Here is a 17840-nt window from a genome sequence, read left to right as displayed (position 1 = left end):
CGCTGAGACAGTTCCCCGGTACGGTCGGGCAGGTGACCGCCCCACCCTCCACGACCGGTGCCCGGCACGTCTCCCTGCGCGGGGGCGTCTACGCCGACTCGGTGAAGTTGATGCAGGTGAGCCGGGACGTCGGGGCCCGCGACGGGGTCTCCGCCGTCCTCGTCGCGATGGCCACGCCGCTCAACCTGGAGCTGGCCGCCGGCATGGGCCTGGCGCCCGACGGCGACCCCGCGCCCGACCAGCTGCTGGTCGCCATCGCGGCCACGGACGACGACGTCCTGGCCGAGGCGGTCGCCGCCGTCGACGCCGCGCTGGCCGCCCGCGAGCGCAGCACCGGCCCGGCCCAGGCGATCCCCGCGCGGACGATCGGCGCCGGCCTCGACGCGCTGGCCACCGACGGCCCGGCGCTGGCGATCGTGAGCGTCCCCGGGCAGTACGCCGTCGCCGAGGCCGCCGACGCGATCGCCGCCGGCCGCAGCGTGCTGGTGTTCTCCGACGGCGTCCCGGTCGAGCACGAGGTCGCGCTCAAGCGCGCCGCGCACGACGCCGGCGTCCTCGTCATGGGCCCCGACTGCGGGACGGCGATCGTCTCGGGTGTCGCCCTCGGCTTCGCCAACGTGGTGCGCCGCGGCCCGGTCGGCCTGGTCGCCGCGTCCGGCACCGGCGCGCAGCAGGTCTCCTGCCTGCTGGACATGGCCGGCGTCGGCGTCTCGCACGTGCTCGGTGTCGGCGGCCGCGACCTGTCCGAGGCCGTCGGCGGGCTGGCCACGCTGGACGCGCTCGCCGCGTTGGACGCCGACCCGGCCACCGAGCGGGTGCTGCTGGTGTCCAAGCCGCCGGCGCCCTCGGTCGCCGAGGCGGTGCGCCGTGCCGCCGACGGGCTGTCGGTCCCCGTGCGCTCGGCCGCGCTGAGCGCCGAGACCCCCGACCTCACCGCCGCCGTCGAGGCGCTGCTCGCCGACCTGGGCGCCGAGGTGCCGCAGTGGCCGTCCCGCCGCGGCGACGGCACCGCCGCCGGGCCCGGCGCCGTCCTCAAGGGCCTCTACTCCGGCGGCACCCTCGCCGACGAGGCGATGCTCCTCGCCGCCCCCGTGCTCGGCGACATCCGCTCCAACACCCCGCTGCGGCCGGAGCTCGACCTCGGGACGGACCTGTCCGCCCGCGGCTCCGTGGTGATCGACTTCGGTGACGACGCGCTCACCGCCGGCCGGGCGCACCCGATGATCGACCCGACGTTGCGGCTCGAGGCCCTCGCCGGGGTCGCCGCCAGCGGGGAGCCGGCGGTCCTGCTCATGGACGTCGTCCTCGGCCACGGGGCCGACCCCGACCCGGCTGCCGCCCTCGTCCCGGCGCTCACCGCCGCCCGCGAGGCCGCGGAGACCCCGCTGCCCGTGGTCGTCGCGCTGATCGGCACCGAGGCCGACCCGCAGGGCTGGGGCCGGCAGGCCGACGCCCTCGCCGCCGCCGGTGCTGTGGTCTTCGCCTCCAACGCCCAGGCCACCCGGCATGCGCTCGACCTGTTGGGAGCGGTGTCATGACCTCTTCCTCCAAAGCCGCGGCCACGCGGCACGCCCTCGACCTGCTGGGAGCCGCGCGATGAGAGACCTGCTCTCCGCCCCGCCGTCCATCGTCGCCGCCGGCGTCGACGTCTTCTCCGACGCGCTGCGCGCCCAGGGGGCCGACGTGCACGACGTCGACTGGCGCCCGCCCGGCTTCGGCGACCCGGCCGACCTCGCGGCGCTCGCGCTCGACGCGCGCCGGGCCGCCGCCAACCGCACCGCGGTGGAACGGGTGATGGCCGCCGGCTCGCGGCTGGTCGACGTCCGGCCGGCCCGCGAGGTGCTCGACCTGCCCGACCGCATCCTGCTGCACGCCGGCCCGCCGATCGCGTGGGCCGACGCGAGCGGTCCGCTGCGCGGTGCGCTGATCGGCGCCTCCCTGTTCGAGGGCTGGGCGGCGACCGTCGAGGAGGCCGAGCAGCTGCTCGCCTCCGGCGGGATCGCCCTCGACCCGTGCCACCACCACCGGGCGGTCGGCCCGATGGCCGGCGTCACCAGCCCGTCGATGTGGGTGTGGTGCCTGGAGGACCCGGTCTCCGGCGGGCGGGCCTTCTGCAACCTCAACGAGGGCCTGGGCAAGGTGCTGCGGATGGGCGCCTACAGCGAAGAGGTGCTCACCCGGCTGGCCTGGATGCGCGACGTGCTCGGCCCGGTGCTCGCCGAGGCGGTCCGGTCGATGACCGACGACCCCTGGGATGTGAAGGCCGCACTGGCGCAGATGCTGCAGATGGGCGACGAGGGGCACAACCGCAACCGCGCCGGCTCCCTCATGACGCTGCGCGAGCTCTCCCCGGCCATCGTCGAGGTCGATGCGCCCGCGAAGGACGTCGCGGCGGTGCTGCGCTTCATCGGCGGCAACGAGCACTTCTTCCTCAACCTCGGCATGCCGACGGCGAAGCTCGCGATGGACTCCGCCCGCGCCGTGCCCGGCTCGACGATGGTCACGGTGATGTCCCGCAACGGGACGGAGTTCGGCATCCAGACCGCGGGCACCGGCGACCGCTGGTTCACCGGCCCGGCGAACACCCCGGTCGGCCTGTTCCTCGGCGACTACGGCCCCGAGGACGCCAACCCCGACATCGGCGACTCCGCGATCATGGAGACCTACGGCGTCGGCGGGTTCACCATGGCCGCGGCCCCGGCGATCGTCCGGTTCGTCGGCGGCACCGTGCCCGACGCGCTGGCCACCACCGAGCGCATGTACCAGCTCACCCTGGCCGAGAACCCGGCGATGCAGGTGCCGATCCTCGGCTTCCGCGGGGCGCCCACCGGGATCGACGTCCTGGCGGTGGCGCGCACTGGCTGGCTGCCGCAGATCAACACCGGCATGGCCGGGCGCGTCGCCGGCACCGGCCAGGTCGGCGCCGGGCTGGTCCAGCCGCCGCAGCAGTGCTTCGCGCAGGCCCTGGCGGCGCTGGCCGAGGAGTCCCGCACCGCGGCCTGAGAGAGGACCCCCTCACCCCTCGGAGAAGGACCCCGCGGTGGGCGAGCTGCCCGCCAGGTCGACGTACTCGGCCAGGCCGGTGCTGATCCCGTCGCCGAGCACGTCGATGTCGGGGACGGTGTCGAAGTCCGCGGTGACGCCGAAGTTGAGGAAGTCCAGGTAGGAGATGATGGCGACGCCGATCCGGACCTGGCCGCCCAGCGGGACGTAGGGGTGGTAGGTCTCCAGGCGGCGACCGAGGAGGTAGAGCGGGGTCCGCGGCCCGGGCACGTTGGTCGTGACCGTCTGCACCAGCCAGTTGGGCCAGCGCGCCGCGGCGCGGGCGCCGAGGTCGAGCAGCATCGCGGGGGCGAAGCCGGCGAGCCTGACCAGCACGTCGCCGGCGACGGCCTGCCCGGACTCCTTGAGGCCGTCCATCTGCGCGCGGATGTCGGCGAGGCGCTCCACCGGATCGGCGATGCCGACGGGCAGCTCGGCGTAGACCGCCGACACCCGGTTGTTCGGCACGCCGTGCTCCGCGGAGGCGCGCACCGACACGGGCACCATCGTGCGCACGATGCTGCCCTCCACCCGCTCCCCGCGGTGCAGCAGCAGGTCGCGGAACCCCCGCGTGATCACGGCGAGCACCACGTCGTTGACGGTGCCACCGAGCGCCGTCCGCACCGCCTTGGCGTCGCCGAGCGACTGCGCCACCCACCGCCACCTGCGGTTCGGCCCGGTCGGTCCGTTCAGCGACGTCACCGTCCGGCGGAGGGGCCGGCTGGCCAGCCGGCGGGCCAGGCGCATCGGCTCGACCGGGGACCGTGCGGTCCGCAGGAGCGGGCTGGCCGCTGCGAGGTTCTCCAGCGGGGCGGTGACCCCGTCGGCGAACGCCCCGGCGAGCAGCCGCACCCCGGACGGCGAGCGCTGGGGGCGCCACTCCGGCGCGGGCGCCTCCGCGGCGTCGGGGGCGCTGTCGAAGAGCACGGTCATCAGGTTGGTGGCCGACACGCCGTCCACCATGGCGTGGTGGATCTTCGAGATGATCGCCCACCGACCGCCCTCGAGGCCCTCGACCAGCCACATCTCCCACAGCGGCTTCGCGCGGTCGAGGTGCTGGGCGAGCACTCGTCCGGCGAGGTTGCGCAGCTGCTCGTCCCCTCCGGGCGAGGGGACCGCGGTGTGCCGGACGTGGTAGAGGATCTGGAAGTGCTCGTCGTCGGTCCACACCGGCCGGCCGAGCATGCCGGGCACGAAGCGCACCCGCTGGCGGTAGCGCGGCACGAGGTGCAGCTTGGCGGCGATCCGCCGGACCAGGTCGCCGTACCCGGGTGCCGGCCCCTCGAAGATCGAGACGAACCCGACGTGCATCGGCTGGTTGTCCGACTCGATCTGCAGGAACGACGTGTCCTGCGCGCTCAGCCGGTCGGTCACCGCAGCTCCGTCTTCAGCAGCTTGCCGGTGGGGCCCTTCGGCAGCTCGTCGCGGAACTCGACGCTCCGTGGGTACTTGTAGGCCGCGAGCCGCTCCCGGGTGAAGGAGATGACCTCGTCCTCCGTCAGCTCGGTGCCCCGCTTGAGCGCGAGGAACGCCTTGACCTCCTCTCCGAGCCGCTCGTCGGGGATCCCGATCACGGCAGCCTCCGCGACGGCCGAATGGCTGTAGAGGACCTCCTCGACCTCGCGGGGGTAGACGTTGTAGCCGCCGCGGATGATGAGGTCCTTCTTGCGGTCGACGATGAAGAAGAAACCGTCCTCGTCCTGGTAGCCGAGGTCGCCGGTGTGGAACCAGCCGCCGGCGAACGCCTCGGCGGTCGCCTCGGGCCGGTTGTAGTAGCCCTTGGTCACGTTGTAGCCGCGGACGACGAACTCGCCGACGTTGTCCCTGCCCGGTGGCAGCCGGCGCCCGTCCCGGTCCCAGACCTGCACCTCGGTCCCCCAGATCGCCTTGCCGACGCTGTAGACCTTCCGCTCCTCCGCGCTGACGTTGAACGTCGCCGTCGACGCGGTCTCCGAGAGCCCGTAGCCCTCCAGGATCACGACGCCGAAGCGCTGCTCGAACGCGTCGATGACCTCGGCGGGGATGGCTGCGCCGCCGGAGACCGCGATCCGCAGCGAGGACACGTCGTACCGGTCGAGGTCCGGGGCGTGCAGCAGTCCGACGAACATCGTCGGGACGCCCTCGAAGACCGTGGCCCGGTCGCGCTGGATCCGCTCCAGCACCGTCGCCGGGTCGAAGCGGGGGACCAGCGACATCGTGCCGCCGAAGCGGACGGCGATGTTGAGCACGCTCGACAGGCCGAAGACGTGGAACAGCGGCAGCACCGTGAGCACGATGTCGTCGTCCCGCATGGAGAACAGCCGGCCCGGGATGTCGCAGTTCATGTACAGCCCGAAGTGGGTCAGCTCGGCACCCTTGGGGCGACCGGTCGTCCCGGAGGTGTAGATGATGACGGCGGTGTCGGTCGGGCGGCGCGGGGCGAACGGAGCCTGCGACGGGTCGACGTCGGCCAGGAGCTGCTCGAACGGAGCCGCGGCGTTGGCCTCGGGCGCCGGCCCGACGACGAAGACGTCCGCGACCCCGGCCTCGGCCGCTCCCTTGGCGGCGTCGTCGAGAACGCCCGCGTACGTGATGAGCGCCTTGGCGTCGGAGTCGCCGAGGTAGTGCGCGACCTCGGGCGCCTTCAGCAGGACGTTCATCGGGACGACGACGCCGCCGGCCTTGAGGATGCCGAAGTAGGCGACGAGGAACTGCGGGATGTTCGGCAACTGCAGGCCCACCGCGTCGCCGGGGCCGATGCCGACCCGCACGAGACCGGCGGCCACCTGTCCGGAGAGACGGTCGAGCTCGGCGTAGCTCATCGTCCCGCCGTCGTACAGCGCGACCGGTCTGTCCGGCGTCCGTGCCGCCGACTCACGGAGGATCACTGCCAGGTTGAAGTCCATGTCGAGTCCCTCTCCGCGCAGGGTGCCAGCTTGCGCCCCCGCTGCACCGGTGTCGACCCGGTGTCGCCACGGCAGGAGACGCCCCGGGCGGCGAGCCCCTCAGCGCTCCAGGAGCCGGCGCAGAGCGGCGTTCACGGTGTCCGGGTCGGTGGCGGTGGGCAGGTGGGCCGCCCCCGGGACGACGGCGAGCTCCGCGCCGCCGACACCGTCGGCGACCTCCCGCACCATCGCGGGCGGTGTCGCGGGATCCTCGGCGCCGGCGATGCACAGGGTGGGGGCGGTGATCTCCCTCAGCCGGTCGCGGACGTCGAAGGCGCCGATCGCCTCGCAGCAGGCCGCGTAGCCCTCGGGTGGGGTGGCCCGCAGCATCCCCACCAGCTCCCCGGCCTCCGTCGGGTGGGCCTGCGCCCACTCGGTGGTGAACCAGGTACCGGTGCGCGAGGGGACGAGGAACTCCGTGCCCTGCTCGCGCACCTGCTGTGCCCGCACCGCCCACGAGGGCGGGTCGGCGAACCGGGCGGCCGAGGCGATGATCGCCAGCCCGTCCAGCCGCTCGGGCACGGTCAGCGCCAACTGCAGCCCGATCGCCCCGCCGATCGACACCCCGGCGTAGGCGAACCGCGCGATGCCCAGCCGGTCGAGCAGCGCCACCACGTCACCGGCCAGGTCGGCCATCGTGCACGCACCCGGCACCACCTCCGAGCTCCCGTGCCCGCGCAGGTCGTAGCGGACCACGCGGAACCGGCCGGCGAACTCGGCGGCCTGGGCGTCGAACAGCCCGACGCCGGTACCCAGCGACGGGCCGAGCACCAGGGCCGGGGCGTCGTCCGGACCTTCGACGACGGCGGACAGGCGGGCGGTCACGCCGGCCCCTCCGGGGTGGCGGCGCCCGCGGCCGGCGCGAAGCCGAACCGGTGGTGGTCCCAGCCGTCCGCCAGCGGCGCCCAGTAGTCGAAGCGCACCTGCTTGACCGCGTACCGCCAGCCGTCGTCGGTGCGGACCAGCCGGTCGGAGTACCGCCCCGCGGCGACGTGCGGGACGCCGTCGACGACGCACGGCTGCCACAGCACCGAGCGCACCGTCGCGGTGTCGCCCTCGACCTCGACCTCGTGGTTGGAGACGTGGTGCCAGAACCGCATGCCGCCGTCGGCCAGGCCGGAGAAGAAGGCCAGCAGGTCGGCCGAGCCGGTGACCACCGCCAGCCCGTCGAAGGTGCCGTCGGGCAGGAACAGCGCCACCAGCGCCGGCCAGTCACCGCTGTCGAGCAGTCGGCAGTAGGCGGCGTCGAGCGCGCGGATCGCCTCGATGTCGTCGTGGAGGCACACCGTGTCCTCCATGCGCCGCAGCCGGGTCTCGAGGTCGCTCACGGGTCCGCCGGGGGGCCGGGGTCCCTGCTCACCGGGTGCGGGAGAAGAAGGAGACGTCGTCGTTGCCGATGAGGTCGGGGACGGTCCAGCCGTCGAGGTCGTACTCGGCCAGGCAGGCCTCGGCGAGGCCCTTCATCGCGCCGGTCGTGCCCTGCGCCTCGGCGGCGAAGAGGAGCTCGGCCTTCACGTTCTCGTGGTTGCCGGAGTAGTTGCGCTCGTAGAGCTCGTGCCGGCCGCCGAACTCGGTGCCCACGGCGTCCCACAGGGCCTTCATGACCTTGACCCGGTCGACGGCCTCGATGCCGTTGGACCCGCGCACGTACTTGTCGAGATAGGGCCGCACCTCGGGGGTCTGGAAGTCGATGGCGTGCGAGTTGAGGTAGATCAGCCCGCTGGCGACGTCGGACTCGATGATCTCCTTGACCCGCGGATAGCCCTGGATCATGAACATCCGGTAGGTCAGCCCGTAGTCGAGCTTGGGCAGCAGGGTGCCGCCGACCCACTCGTCGGGGTTGGCGCACATGGCGTCGGTGAGCGCCCAGAAGACGTTGCGCCAGCCGATGACCTCGCCGACCCGGGTCTGCACGCCGCGGAAGTCCTTGCTGCCGGTGGCCTCCAGCGCCTTGAGCAGCAGGCCGGCGATGAAGTCGAGCTTGACCGCCAGGCGGGTGCAGCCGTGCAGCGTGAACCGCGGGATGAAGCCGGAGACCGGGAAGAAGCCGTTGATCTTCTCGATGTCGCCGTAGAGGAAGACGTTCTCCCACGGCACGAGGACCTTGTCGAACACGAAGATCGTGTCGTTCTCGTCCATCCGGGAGGACAGCGGGTAGTCGAACGGGCTGCCCATGACCGCGGCCTGCTGGGTGTAGGAGGCGCGGCAGATCAGCTTGATGCCCGGTGCGTCCATCGGCACCGTGCAGATGAGCGCGAACTCCTTCTTCTTGATGGGCAGCCCGTAGTGGGCGATGAAGTTGTAGTTGGTGATCGCCGAGCCGGTGGCCACGACCTTGGCGCCGGAGACGACCAACCCGGCGTCGGTCTCCTGCTCCACCTTCATGAAGACGTCGCCGACCTCGTCGGGCGGGAGGTTGCGGTCGACCGGTGGGTTGATGATCGCGTGGTTCCAGTACAGGACCTTCTCCTGCGACTCCTTGTACCAGCGCTTCGCGTTGGCCTCGTAGGGCGCGTAGAACTCGCTGTTGGCGCCGAGGGTGCCGAGGAAGCTGGCCTTGTAGTCGGGGGCTCGGCCCATCCAGCCGTAGGTCATCCGCGCCCAGGCGGCGATCGCGTCCCGGTCGCGGCGCATGTCCTCGGTCGAGTGCGGCGCGCGGAAGAACGGGTGGGTGACCCCGCCGTTGCCGGTGTCGGTCGGCACGGTCAGCACGTCCTGGTGCGCCGGGTCGTGCAGCGCGTCGTAGAGCCGGGCGGTCATGCGCACCGGGTTGCGGAAGGCCGGGTGGGTCGTCACGTCGGCGACCCGCTCGCCGTAGATCCACACCTCCCGGTCGTCGCGGATGCTCTCGATGTACTCGTCGCCGGTCATCGGGCGGGTGGCCGTGGGCACGTCCACGGCCGGAGCGGTGCGCTCCTTCTCGAGTGTCACGGGTGGGACCCTTCTGCGTCGGTGGAGCCGGGCACTGCGGGGTGTGCAGAGAAGCGGTGAAAGGACCCCGTCCTCCCCACCCCTCGCGAGCTCGGGGCGGGACCCGGGACGGGGCCTCGTTCAGGACATGGCGCGGGAGGCGTGCGAGCGCAGGGCGGGGAAGGCGCTGCTGGCGTCGAACCAGCCCAGCTCGGGGCTGTCGAGCGAGGCGGCCCAGTGGACGCCGGTGCGCGGCGGGGCCAGCTCGCGGAACCGGCCGCCGAAGAACAGCAGCGGGTCGGCGTCGGTGACCGCCAGGTCGACGACCTCCCCGATGACGATGAGGTGGTCCCCGCCGTCGTAGGTCCGCCACGGCCGGCAGGAGATGGTGGCCGCGGTGCCCACCAGCACCGGCGACGTCGGCCCCTGGGCCCACGCCGGCTCGAGGTGCTGCGGCCGCCCGGCGAAGTGCCAGGCGGTGTCCAGCTGGTCGGCAGCCAGCACGTTCACCGCGAACGGCGCCCCCTCCAGGTGGGCACAGGCCCGCGACTGGCGGGTGAGCGTCACCTGGCACAGCGCCGGCTCCAGCGAGACGGCGGTGAACGCGTTGACGGTGGCGCCGTGCGGCACGCCGTCGTCCTTGGCGCAGGTGACGACGGTGACGCCGGTGGCGAACCGCCCGAAGGCGTTGCGGGTGCTGCGTGGGTCGGGCACCGACCCTCCTCCACGTCGAGGTGTACGCTGTGCGTACACACTGACCGCTGAGCGTGCGGAAAGTGTGCTGCGGGTCACGCCGTCCCGTCAAGCCCCACGGTGCAGGAGGATGGGCGTCGATGTCCGTGGGGGAGCGCGAGAGCACACATGGCGACCGTGACCACGTGCAGAGCCTCGAGCGGGGCATCGCAGTGCTGCTGGCCTTCGACGAGGAGCACCCCGAGCCGACGCTGGCCGAGCTGTCCCGGATCACCGGCTTCTCGCGGCCGGCCGTCCGGCGGTTCCTCATCACCCTGGAGCGGATGGGCTACGTCCGGGGCCACGACGGGCGCTGGTCGCTGACCCCGCGGGTGCTGTCCATCGGCCAGCACTACACCGCGTCGCACGCCCTCATCGAGGTGTCGCAGCCGCACCTGCTGCGCCTGGCCGAGGAGACGCACGAGTCGGCGTCGCTGGCGACGCTGGACGGGGACGACGCCGTCTACGTCGCCCGGGTGCCGGTCCGCCGGATCATGAGCATCAACGTCTCCGTGGGCACGCGGGTGCCCGCCTACGCCACCTCGATGGGTCGCGTGCTGCTGGCCTGGGCGCCGACGCCGGTCGTCGACTCCGTCCTCCACCGCCGTCCGCTCCGGGCGATCACGCCGTCGACGGTCACCGACCCCTCGGCGCTGCGGGCCGAGCTGGCCCGGGTGCGCGAGCAGGGCTGGGCGGTCGTGGCCGAGGAGCTGGAGGCCGGGCTGCTGTCGGCCTCGGCGCCCGTCCGGGACCGCTCGGGGCAGGTGGTGGCCGCGCTCGCGTCGTCCACCTCGGTCGGGCGGTCGAGCCGGGGCGAGCTGCAGCGCAGGGTCGTGCCGCTGCTGCTGGAGACCGCCGCGCGCATCACCGCCGAGTTCGGCGGCCGGGCGTGACGGCGTGGACCGACAGGACCTCGTCCGGCGCAGCAAGCGGCTGTCGTACGTGCTGCGCCATGCACGGCCCTCGACGCTCTCGTCGCCCTGCCCGTCGAGGGGCTGCTCGACGTCCGGGTGGGCCCGGCACGGATGCCCCGACGATCACGGGGTCGTTGCCGGCTGACACGCCAGTGGCGCCGTGCCAGCCGGCAACGACCCCATGACCACTGCTGGGGTCGGGTGGTCGTCAGGCCTTCACGATCGCGGCCACCGGGCCGCCGCCGGACGGCCCCTGGTGCACCGCGGCCACCGAGACGAAGACGGCGGGGTCGCCGGTGACGGCGGCGGTCACGCCACCGACGGTCGCCTTGATCTGCCGGTGCCAGTGCACGTCGGAGTCGTCGAGCATGGCGTTGCGCCGGCCGCGGACGACGCCGTCCGGGTCGGCCTCGCACTTGAGGAAGACGTTGACCAGGCGGTCGCCCAGGTCGCTGGAGTGCGGCCGCTCCGGCAGCTCCAGCCCGGCGTCGCGGATCGCCTCCCAGATGCCGTCCTGGTCGAGGGCGTCCTTCATCACCGAGTGGCCGATCCGGTAGTCCCCGCCGTGGCCGCGGGCGTTGCCGACGACGACGATCTGCGCCCGGTCCAGCTCCACCCCCGACGAGCAGGAGGCCACCGAGCTGTACAGCGACAGGTCGTGCATGACGTCCTCGTCGCTGGGCATCTCGATCTCGCCGAGCGCGACCGCGATGCCCAGCGCCGTGGTGGCGTTGGAGAGGTCCATCGACTCGTGGGTGTGCTCGGTCCACACCGTCTTGCCGCGGCTCTTGGCGTCGCGGATGGTCTCGATGGTCAGCAGCGGCGTCTTGGTCTGCACGTAGTGGACGTCGGCCGGGTCCTCGATGCCGGCCTCGGCCATCGCCTTCTCCACACCGGCGGCGACCTTCTCGATCATCGCCACGCGGCCGATGTCCTCCGGGAGGATCTGCTCGCTCATCGCGTAGCCGACGGTCAGCCGCGGCTCGTCGGTCTTCTCGACGGCGTCCTCGGGGAGGGTCGCGAAGATCGTCGCGTGCGGGCTGATGACGCCGTCGGTGCCGCCGGACCACACGATCGGGATCTGCTTGACCTCCTCGGCCGAGCGCGACCCCTTCTCCGTCAGCACCTCGCGGAAGGCGCGGTCGGCGATGATCCGGGTGTAGTCGTTGACACCGCCGTTGCCCTCAGTCTTGCCGATCACGGCGATGACCCGGTCGGCCTCGAGGACGCCGTCGTCGATGAGCTTGGCCAGCTCGGAGGCGTCACTGACGGTGTGCAGCGGGACCTTGCGGACCTCGATGGGTGCGGACACTGGATCACTCTTCCTCTGTCGGAACGGGGTGGCGCTCCTGCAGGGTCCCGCCGCGCGCGTGCGAGCGGTGGGGCAGGAGGGTCCTTCTACTGCAGGGTCCCGCCGCGGCCCCGACCCGGGACGGCCCCCTCCCGGGTCCCACCCCGAGCTTGCGAGGGGTGGGGAGGAGGGGGTCCTTCTCCGGAGGGCGGGGAGGACGGGGTCCTTCCCCGGTGGGGGGCAGGAGAGTCCTCCTGCAGGACGGTGCCGACGCCGTCCCCGGCGACGGCGTCGGCGATGTGCTCCAGGGACGTGATGACGGCGCGGCCGCCGCCTCCGTCCACGAACCGCAGCGCGGCCTCCACTTTGGGGCCCATGCTGCCGCGGGCGAACTGACCGGCCGCGGCGTGCTCGCGCAGCTCCGCGGCGGTGACCCGGCCCAGCGGCCGGGCGGCGGGCGTGCCGAAGTCCACCATCACGTTCGGGACGTCGGTGGCGACGACCAGGGTGTCCGCGCCGAGCTCGCGGGCCAGCAGGGCGGCGGTGAGGTCCTTGTCGATGACCGCCTCCACGCCGCGCAGCACCCCACCGGGGTGGGCTGGGTCGTCGGAATCGTCCACCACCGGGATGCCACCTCCACCGGCGCAGACGACGACGAACCCGGCGGCGGCCAGCGCCGAGACCGCGGGGACGTCGACCACCGAGCGCGGCTCCGGCGAGGCGACGACCCGCCGCCAGCCGCGCTCGCCGCGGTCCTCCCAGATCTGCCCGTGCGCGGCGAACGTCTCGGCCTTCTCGCGGGGCAGGAAGCGGCCGACCGGCTTGGACGGCTCGCGGAAGTGCGGGTCGTCGGCGTCGACGAGGGTGCGGGTGACCAGGCCGGCGGTGCGCTGCGGGAGGCCGCGGGCGGCGAGCGCGGCGTCGAGCTCGTCGGCGAGGGTGAAGCCGATGGTCGCCTGCGTCTGCGCCACGCACCAGTCCAGCGGCACCGGCGGCACCTCGTGCGCCGCGAGCTCGTTCTTGACCAGCAGGTTGCCGACCTGCGGGCCGTTGCCGTGGGTCAGCACCACCTCGACGCCGGTGGCGACGACCTCGGCGACGTGAGCCGAGGCGGCGGCGATCGCCGCCCGCTGGGCGCCTGGCGTCGCCGACCCGTCGGGGCCGGTCATCGCGTTGCCGCCGAGGGCGATGACGACGCGTCGGGAAGGGGTCACCTGACCGACCCTAGCCGGGGACTCCCTCAGCGCTGAAGTAAACCGGTCAGCGGCGCCAGAAGTCGAAGGCGTCGCGGCCCGGGCGGAAGCCGGCCGCCTCGACGACGTCCACCGCCAGGTCGAAGTGCTGGCCGACCAGCGCCGGTGAGTGGGCGTCGCTGCCGAAGCTGACCGCCTCGCCGCCTTCCTCGTAGAACCAGCGCACCTGGTCGACCGAGGCCAGCGGGCTGGTGGTGTTGACCTCCAGCGCCCGCCCGGTACCGGCCAGCGCCCGGAACACCGCCCGGTACTCCTCCTCGTAGTCCTTCTCCGCGTAGGCGTCGGTGCCGCCGGGCCAGTACCGCCGCGGGAAGTCGACGTGCGCGAGCACCTGGAAGACGTCGCTGCTCTCCACCATGTCGACGACCTCGGCCAGGTAGCGGCGCATCGTCGTGTCGGGGTCGGGGTAGAGCAGCCGGCCCACCCCGTAGAGCCGCCCGTCCTCGCTCAGCGAGTGCAGGGAGCCCAGCACCCGGTCGACCGGCGCGGCGCGCAGGTGCTCGGCGAGGCTGGCCGCGAACAGGTGCGGCTCGCCGGTCTCCACGCCGGACCAGATGCGCAGCTCCGGGAAGCGCTCCCGGCACTCCTCGAGCTCGGCGGCGTAGCCCTCGACGTCGATCGGCAGGTGCCGGGACGCGTGCCGGTCGACCAGCCCGTCGGCCGTGGCCCGGTCCTCCGGCGACCACGTGGTGAAGTCGAGGTGCTCGGTGAAGGCGATCGCGGGCAGGCCCCGCTCGACCGCCCGCTCGCAGGCACGCACCATGGTGGAGGAGTCGGGCGTGTCCCAGGACCACCTGGTGTGCACGTGGTTGTCCGGCGGTCGCATCGCCTGTGGATTCTCCTCCTCCGTCCCCAGGTCGCGCGCGGCGGCCGGTCCTGTCGCCCCGGCTGCCTACTGTCGGACCCCGTGAGCACCGCCGCGCCGCCCGGCCCCCCTGCAGGGGCCCCGTCCCGGGTCCCGCCCCGAGCGTGCGAGGCCCTCGAGGTCCTCCGCGAGCTGACCGGCCGCCCCGACGCGGAGTTCCGCGAGGGGCAGGACGCCGCCGTCGCCGCATTGGTCGAGCGGTCGCAGCGGGCGCTGGTCGTGCAGCGCACCGGCTGGGGCAAGTCGGCGGTCTACTTCGTCTCCACCGCGCTGCTGCGCCGCCGCGGCGCCGGGCCCACGCTGCTGGTCAGCCCGCTGCTCGCGCTCATGCGCGATCAGGTCGCCGCCGCGTCGCGCGCCGGCATCCGGGCGGTGGAGATCTCCAGCGCCAACGCCACGGAGTGGGACGACGTCGCCGCGCGCCTGGCCGCGGACGACGTCGACGTGCTGCTGGTCTCCCCGGAGCGGCTGACCAACCCGCGCTTCCGCGAGGAGCAGCTGCCCGGGCTGGTGGCCCGCTGCGGCCTGCTCGTCGTCGACGAGGCGCACTGCGTCTCCGACTGGGGGCACGACTTCCGTCCGGACTACCGGCGCATCCGCGACCTGCTCGGCTCCCTGCCCGCGGGCACGTCCGTGCTCGCCACCACGGCGACCGCCAACGAGCGGGTGGTCGCCGACGTCGCCGAGCAGCTCGGTGCCGGCGGCGTGGGGGTGACCACGGTGCGCGGCCCCCTGGCCCGCGACTCGCTGCGCCTGGGCGTGCTCCGGTTGTCCACCGACCGGGGCCGGCTGGCCTGGCTGGCCGCCCACCTCGGCGATCTCCCGGGCAGCGGCATCGTCTACACGCTCACCGTCGCCGCGGCGGAGGAGACAGCGTCCCTGCTGCGTGACGCCGGCCACGGGGTGCGCGCCTACACCGGCCGGCTGGACGACGCCGACCGGCGGGAGGCCGAGGAGGCGCTGCGGTCGAATGCGGTGAAGGCGCTGGTGGCCACCTCGGCGCTGGGCATGGGCTTCGACAAGCCCGACCTGGGCTTCGTCGTCCACCTCGGCGCCCCGTCGTCGCCGGTCAGCTACTACCAGCAGGTCGGCCGCGCCGGCCGCGCCGTCGAGCACGCCGACGTGCTGCTGCTCCCCGGCCCGGAGGACCTCGCCATCTGGCAGTGGTTCGCCACCTCCTCCATGCCGCGGGAGGACCACGCCGCCGCGGTGCTGTCGGCGATGGCCGACGGCGCGGCCTGGTCGGTGGCGCGGCTGGAGACGGTGGCCGACGTCCGCCGCTCCCGGCTCGAGCTGCTGCTCAAGGTGCTCGCCGTCGACGGCGCGGTCGAGCGGGTGCAGGGCGGCTGGCGGGCCACCGGGCGGCCGTGGGTCTACGACGCCGACCGCTACGCCCGCGTCACCCGCACCCGGGAGGCCGAGCAGCGGGCGATGATCGCCTACGCCCGCCCGGTCGACGAGGCGCAGTGCCGGATGGCCTTCCTGCAGGAGGCCCTCGACGACCCGACCGCCGCACCTTGCGGCCGCTGCGACGTCTGCGCCGGCCCCTGGTACTCGACCGAGGTCCCCGAGGACGCCGCCGCGGCGGCCTCCGCAGTGCTCGACCGCCCGGGCGTGGAGCTCGCCCCACGCGCCCAGTGGCCCACCGGCGCCGACCGGCTCGGCGTCGGGGTGAAGGGCAAGATCGCGGCCGGCGAGCAGGTCGACCCGGGTCGCGCCGTTGCCCGGCTCACCGACCTCGGCTGGGGCCAGCGGTTGCGCTCCCTGCTCGGGGACGACGGCGTCGGGGGCACGGCTGCTCTGCAGTCGAAGGACCCCTTGCCCCCCACCGGAGAAGGACCCCCTGCCCCCCACCGCTCGCAGGCTCGCGGTGGGACCCTGCAGGGGGCCGCGGCGGGACCCGGCAAAGGGCCGACGGGAGGCAGCGGGGTCCTTGATCCTGTGCACCACGCGGTCTCCGACGCCCCTCCCGACGACGAGCTCCTCCGCGCCTGCGCGCGGGTGCTGGCCGCCTGGGACTGGGCGGAGCGGCCGGCCGCGGTCGTTGCCGTGCCCTCCCGTCGGCGGCCGCGGCTGGTCACCGGGCTGGCGCAGGGGCTGGCCGGGCTCGGCCGGCTGCCCTACCTCGGCGAGTTGTCCCTCGCCCACGGTGGCCCGACCGGCCAGCCCGGCGGGAACAGCGCCTTCCGGTTGGCGGGGGTGTGGCAGCGGATCGTGGTGGGTCCCGAGCTGCGCGACCGCCTGGCCCGGCTCGGTCCGGCGCCGCTGCTGCTGGTCGACGACCTCGCCGACTCCCGGTGGACGATGACGGTGGCCGGCCGGGAGCTGCGCCTGGCGGGAGCCTCCCGCGTGCTCCCCTTCGCGCTCGCTCTGACGGCGTGAGTCTCGTACACGCGTTCGAATCCGCGTAGTGTGCGCCCATGTCGCTCGCGTACCAGCCGTCGATGTGGGACCTCGCCGACGAGCCGTCGCTCGCGCCGCTCACCGTGACCCGGCACCTCCTCGACCGCGGCGCCTGGGTGGACCACCTGGCCGGCTGGGTGCAGGGGTCGGACGCCGTCCTCGAGGTGCTGCTCGGCGACATCGGGTGGCGCGCGGACCGTCGGCAGGTGTACGAGCGCGAGGTCGCCGTTCCCCGGCTGCTGCGCTGGTACGGCGGGGGCGAGACCCTGCCACACCCACTGCTCAGCGACGCGCGGGACGCCCTCAGCGCCCACTACGGGCCGGAGCTCGGCGAGCCGTTCGTCAGCGCCGGCATGTGCCTGTACCGCGACGGGCGGGACAGCGTGGCCTGGCACGGCGACCGGATCGGCCGCGGCCGCAACCAGGACACGGAGGTCGCGATCGTGTCGTTCGGGTCGCCGCGGCCGCTGCTGCTGCGGCCCGTGGGCGGTGGCGAGAGTCTGCGCCTCCCCCTGGGCCACGGCGACCTCGTCGTCATGGGCGGCTCCTGCCAGCGGACGTGGGAGCACTGCATCCCCAAGACCACCAAGGCCGTCGGCCCTCGGGTCAGCGTGCAGTTTCGACCTCGTGGCGTCGCTTGACCGCGACCGGACGGCCCGCGCCCGCCCAGGCACGCACACGACCGGGAGCGCAGTGGCAGCCGGGAGCAGCGTCGACAGGCCGGCGTTGCGAGCAGGTGCCAGGACACGCCGCCTCCCGCTCGGCTCCCCCTCCGTGGCTCCACGACGCAGAGCACGGTGGCGCAGGAAACGGTGGCGCAGGGAACCGGAGCGGGGACCCGTCGTCGTCCTACGTCGGGACGCGAGCCGCCCAGCCCATCCACTCCGAGCCCCCTCTGTGACACAGGACGCGAGGGGGGAAGGAATCGGCAGCCGGCGGATGGCGTTGCACCGTGTGTCCGTGGCGAACGACGTTGCACCGTGTGTCCGTGGCGAACGACCCCGGGTCGCGCGTCCACCGACCTCGGACTGCCTGGTGACCGGATGGGTCGGGACCAGGGAGACCGTCAGGGGAACCCCCTGCACGCCCTCGCAGGGCCGTGTATGGTTCTCCCCGCACCGAGCGAGAACAGGCCGCTGGCCTGGCCGACCGCCGGACGAACCCTCGAGGTCCGCCTGCTGCGGAGCTCGGTGTACAGTGGTCAGGCCACCTCGATTGACGGCCGGTGGGTTGGGGTCGTGGGTGTCCGTTCCTTGAGAACTCAACAGCGTGCCGAAAGTCAGTGCCATGGTTTGTGACCCCGTTGTGGGGTTGTGTGGGTTGGCTGATCTCGGGGGTGTGTTGTTTCGGGGTCGGTCAGGCCGGGTGTCGAGCTTTTGCAGCATCTTTGGAGAGTTTGATCCTGGCTCAGGACGAACGCTGGCGGCGTGCTTAACACATGCAAGTCGAACGGGGTTCACCGCTTCGGTGGTGGGCTTGAGTGGCGAACGGGTGAGTAACACGTGG

The 17840-nt window shown here is 73.5% G+C and carries 14 protein-coding genes and 1 rRNA gene; 6 read left to right on the top strand and 9 right to left on the bottom strand.

Going from position 1 to position 17840, the window contains the following annotated elements; all coding sequences use genetic code 11:
* The first annotated feature begins 32 nt into the window (after nucleotides 1-32).
* Nucleotides 33-1538, top strand: coding sequence for an FdrA family protein (locus tag DQ238_RS17080; protein ID WP_233496050.1), 1506 nt, complete (start codon nucleotides 33-35; stop codon nucleotides 1536-1538).
* 58 nt (nucleotides 1539-1596) lie between these two features.
* Nucleotides 1597-3003 carry a DUF1116 domain-containing protein gene (locus DQ238_RS17075; protein ID WP_113782466.1) on the top strand — a complete coding sequence of 469 codons (1407 nt, stop codon included), beginning with the start codon at nucleotides 1597-1599 and terminating at the stop codon, nucleotides 3001-3003.
* Nucleotides 3004-3015: 12 nt separating this feature from the next.
* On the opposite strand, the gene DQ238_RS17070 is transcribed toward DQ238_RS17075, so the two are convergent.
* From DQ238_RS17070 to DQ238_RS17045, 6 genes are all read right to left on the bottom strand, one after another.
* Entirely contained in the window at nucleotides 3016-4416 is a 1401-nt protein-coding gene (locus tag DQ238_RS17070) for a wax ester/triacylglycerol synthase family O-acyltransferase (protein WP_233496049.1), read from the bottom strand.
* Complete coding sequence (locus DQ238_RS17065; protein WP_113782465.1) at nucleotides 4413-5927, bottom strand: long-chain fatty acid--CoA ligase; 1515 nt, start codon at nucleotides 5925-5927, stop codon at nucleotides 4413-4415. The genes DQ238_RS17070 and DQ238_RS17065 overlap by 4 nt, the downstream gene beginning before the upstream one ends.
* 99 nt (nucleotides 5928-6026) lie before the next feature.
* Nucleotides 6027-6791, bottom strand: a complete 765-nt coding sequence (gene pcaD / locus DQ238_RS17060; RefSeq protein ID WP_113782464.1) for a 3-oxoadipate enol-lactonase — start codon at nucleotides 6789-6791, stop codon at nucleotides 6027-6029.
* Nucleotides 6788-7294: a nuclear transport factor 2 family protein gene (locus DQ238_RS17055; RefSeq protein WP_199506415.1), complete on the bottom strand. Its 507-nt coding sequence runs from the start codon at nucleotides 7292-7294 to the stop codon at nucleotides 6788-6790. Before DQ238_RS17055 ends, pcaD begins: the two co-directional genes overlap by 4 nt.
* Nucleotides 7295-7322: 28 nt before the next feature.
* Entirely contained in the window at nucleotides 7323-8897 is a 1575-nt protein-coding gene (locus tag DQ238_RS17050) for a 4-hydroxyphenylacetate 3-hydroxylase N-terminal domain-containing protein (RefSeq protein WP_113782463.1), read from the bottom strand.
* Between the two features lie 120 nt (nucleotides 8898-9017).
* A complete protein-coding gene (locus tag DQ238_RS17045) occupies nucleotides 9018-9590 on the bottom strand; it encodes a flavin reductase family protein (RefSeq protein ID WP_113782462.1) in 573 nt (190 codons plus the stop codon).
* A gap of 119 nt (nucleotides 9591-9709) precedes the next feature.
* On the opposite strand from DQ238_RS17045, the gene DQ238_RS17040 reads away from it, so the two are divergent.
* Nucleotides 9710-10501, top strand: a complete 792-nt coding sequence (locus tag DQ238_RS17040) for an IclR family transcriptional regulator C-terminal domain-containing protein (protein WP_113782461.1) — start codon at nucleotides 9710-9712, stop codon at nucleotides 10499-10501.
* Nucleotides 10502-10730: 229 nt separating this feature from the next.
* On the opposite strand, the gene DQ238_RS17035 is transcribed toward DQ238_RS17040, so the two are convergent.
* The 3 genes from DQ238_RS17035 to DQ238_RS17025 form a co-directional block, all read right to left on the bottom strand.
* On the bottom strand, nucleotides 10731-11834 hold the full coding sequence (locus DQ238_RS17035) for a ring-opening amidohydrolase (RefSeq protein ID WP_113782460.1): 1104 nt from the start codon (nucleotides 11832-11834) through the stop codon (nucleotides 10731-10733).
* Nucleotides 11835-11920: 86 nt separating this feature from the next.
* On the bottom strand, nucleotides 11921-13027 hold the full coding sequence (locus DQ238_RS17030; protein ID WP_113782459.1) for a carbamate kinase: 1107 nt from the start codon (nucleotides 13025-13027) through the stop codon (nucleotides 11921-11923).
* Between the two features lie 46 nt (nucleotides 13028-13073).
* Nucleotides 13074-13892: a PHP domain-containing protein gene (locus DQ238_RS17025; RefSeq protein WP_113782458.1), complete on the bottom strand. Its 819-nt coding sequence runs from the start codon at nucleotides 13890-13892 to the stop codon at nucleotides 13074-13076.
* Nucleotides 13893-13973: 81 nt separating this feature from the next.
* Between DQ238_RS17025 and DQ238_RS17020 the strand changes: the two genes are divergently transcribed.
* The 3 genes from DQ238_RS17020 to DQ238_RS17010 form a co-directional block, all read left to right on the top strand.
* Nucleotides 13974-16313 carry a RecQ family ATP-dependent DNA helicase gene (locus DQ238_RS17020; RefSeq protein ID WP_233496048.1) on the top strand — a complete coding sequence of 780 codons (2340 nt, stop codon included), beginning with the start codon at nucleotides 13974-13976 and terminating at the stop codon, nucleotides 16311-16313.
* Nucleotides 16314-16351: 38 nt separating this feature from the next.
* The gene (locus DQ238_RS17015) at nucleotides 16352-16975 is read left to right on the top strand and encodes an alpha-ketoglutarate-dependent dioxygenase AlkB (protein ID WP_113782457.1); all 624 of its coding nucleotides are present in this window, start codon (nucleotides 16352-16354) and stop codon (nucleotides 16973-16975) included.
* 743 nt (nucleotides 16976-17718) lie between these two features.
* Nucleotides 17719-17840: ribosomal RNA gene (locus DQ238_RS17010) — 16S ribosomal RNA — on the top strand; the annotation flags it as partial.

Origin of the sequence: Geodermatophilus sp. TF02-6 (assembly GCF_003319115.1) — a bacterium.
In the GTDB taxonomy this organism is placed as follows: domain Bacteria; phylum Actinomycetota; class Actinomycetes; order Mycobacteriales; family Geodermatophilaceae; genus Geodermatophilus.
The sequence above is the reverse complement of the archived record's forward strand: the minus strand, read 5'-3'. Positions and strand labels throughout refer to the sequence as shown.

Bases quoted from the DNA above. Each gene is read 5' to 3' on its own strand.
- DQ238_RS17075 (WP_113782466.1), top strand. From the start codon at position 1,597: ATGAGAGACCTGCTCTCCGCCCCGCCGTCCATCGTCGCCGCCGGCGTC.
- DQ238_RS17065 (WP_113782465.1), bottom strand. From the start codon at position 5,927: ATGGACTTCAACCTGGCAGTGATCCTCCGTGAGTCGGCGGCACGGACG.
- DQ238_RS17040 (WP_113782461.1), top strand. From the start codon at position 9,710: ATGTCCGTGGGGGAGCGCGAGAGCACACATGGCGACCGTGACCACGTG.
- DQ238_RS17025 (WP_113782458.1), bottom strand. From the start codon at position 13,892: ATGCGACCGCCGGACAACCACGTGCACACCAGGTGGTCCTGGGACACG.
- DQ238_RS17015 (WP_113782457.1), top strand. From the start codon at position 16,352: ATGTCGCTCGCGTACCAGCCGTCGATGTGGGACCTCGCCGACGAGCCG.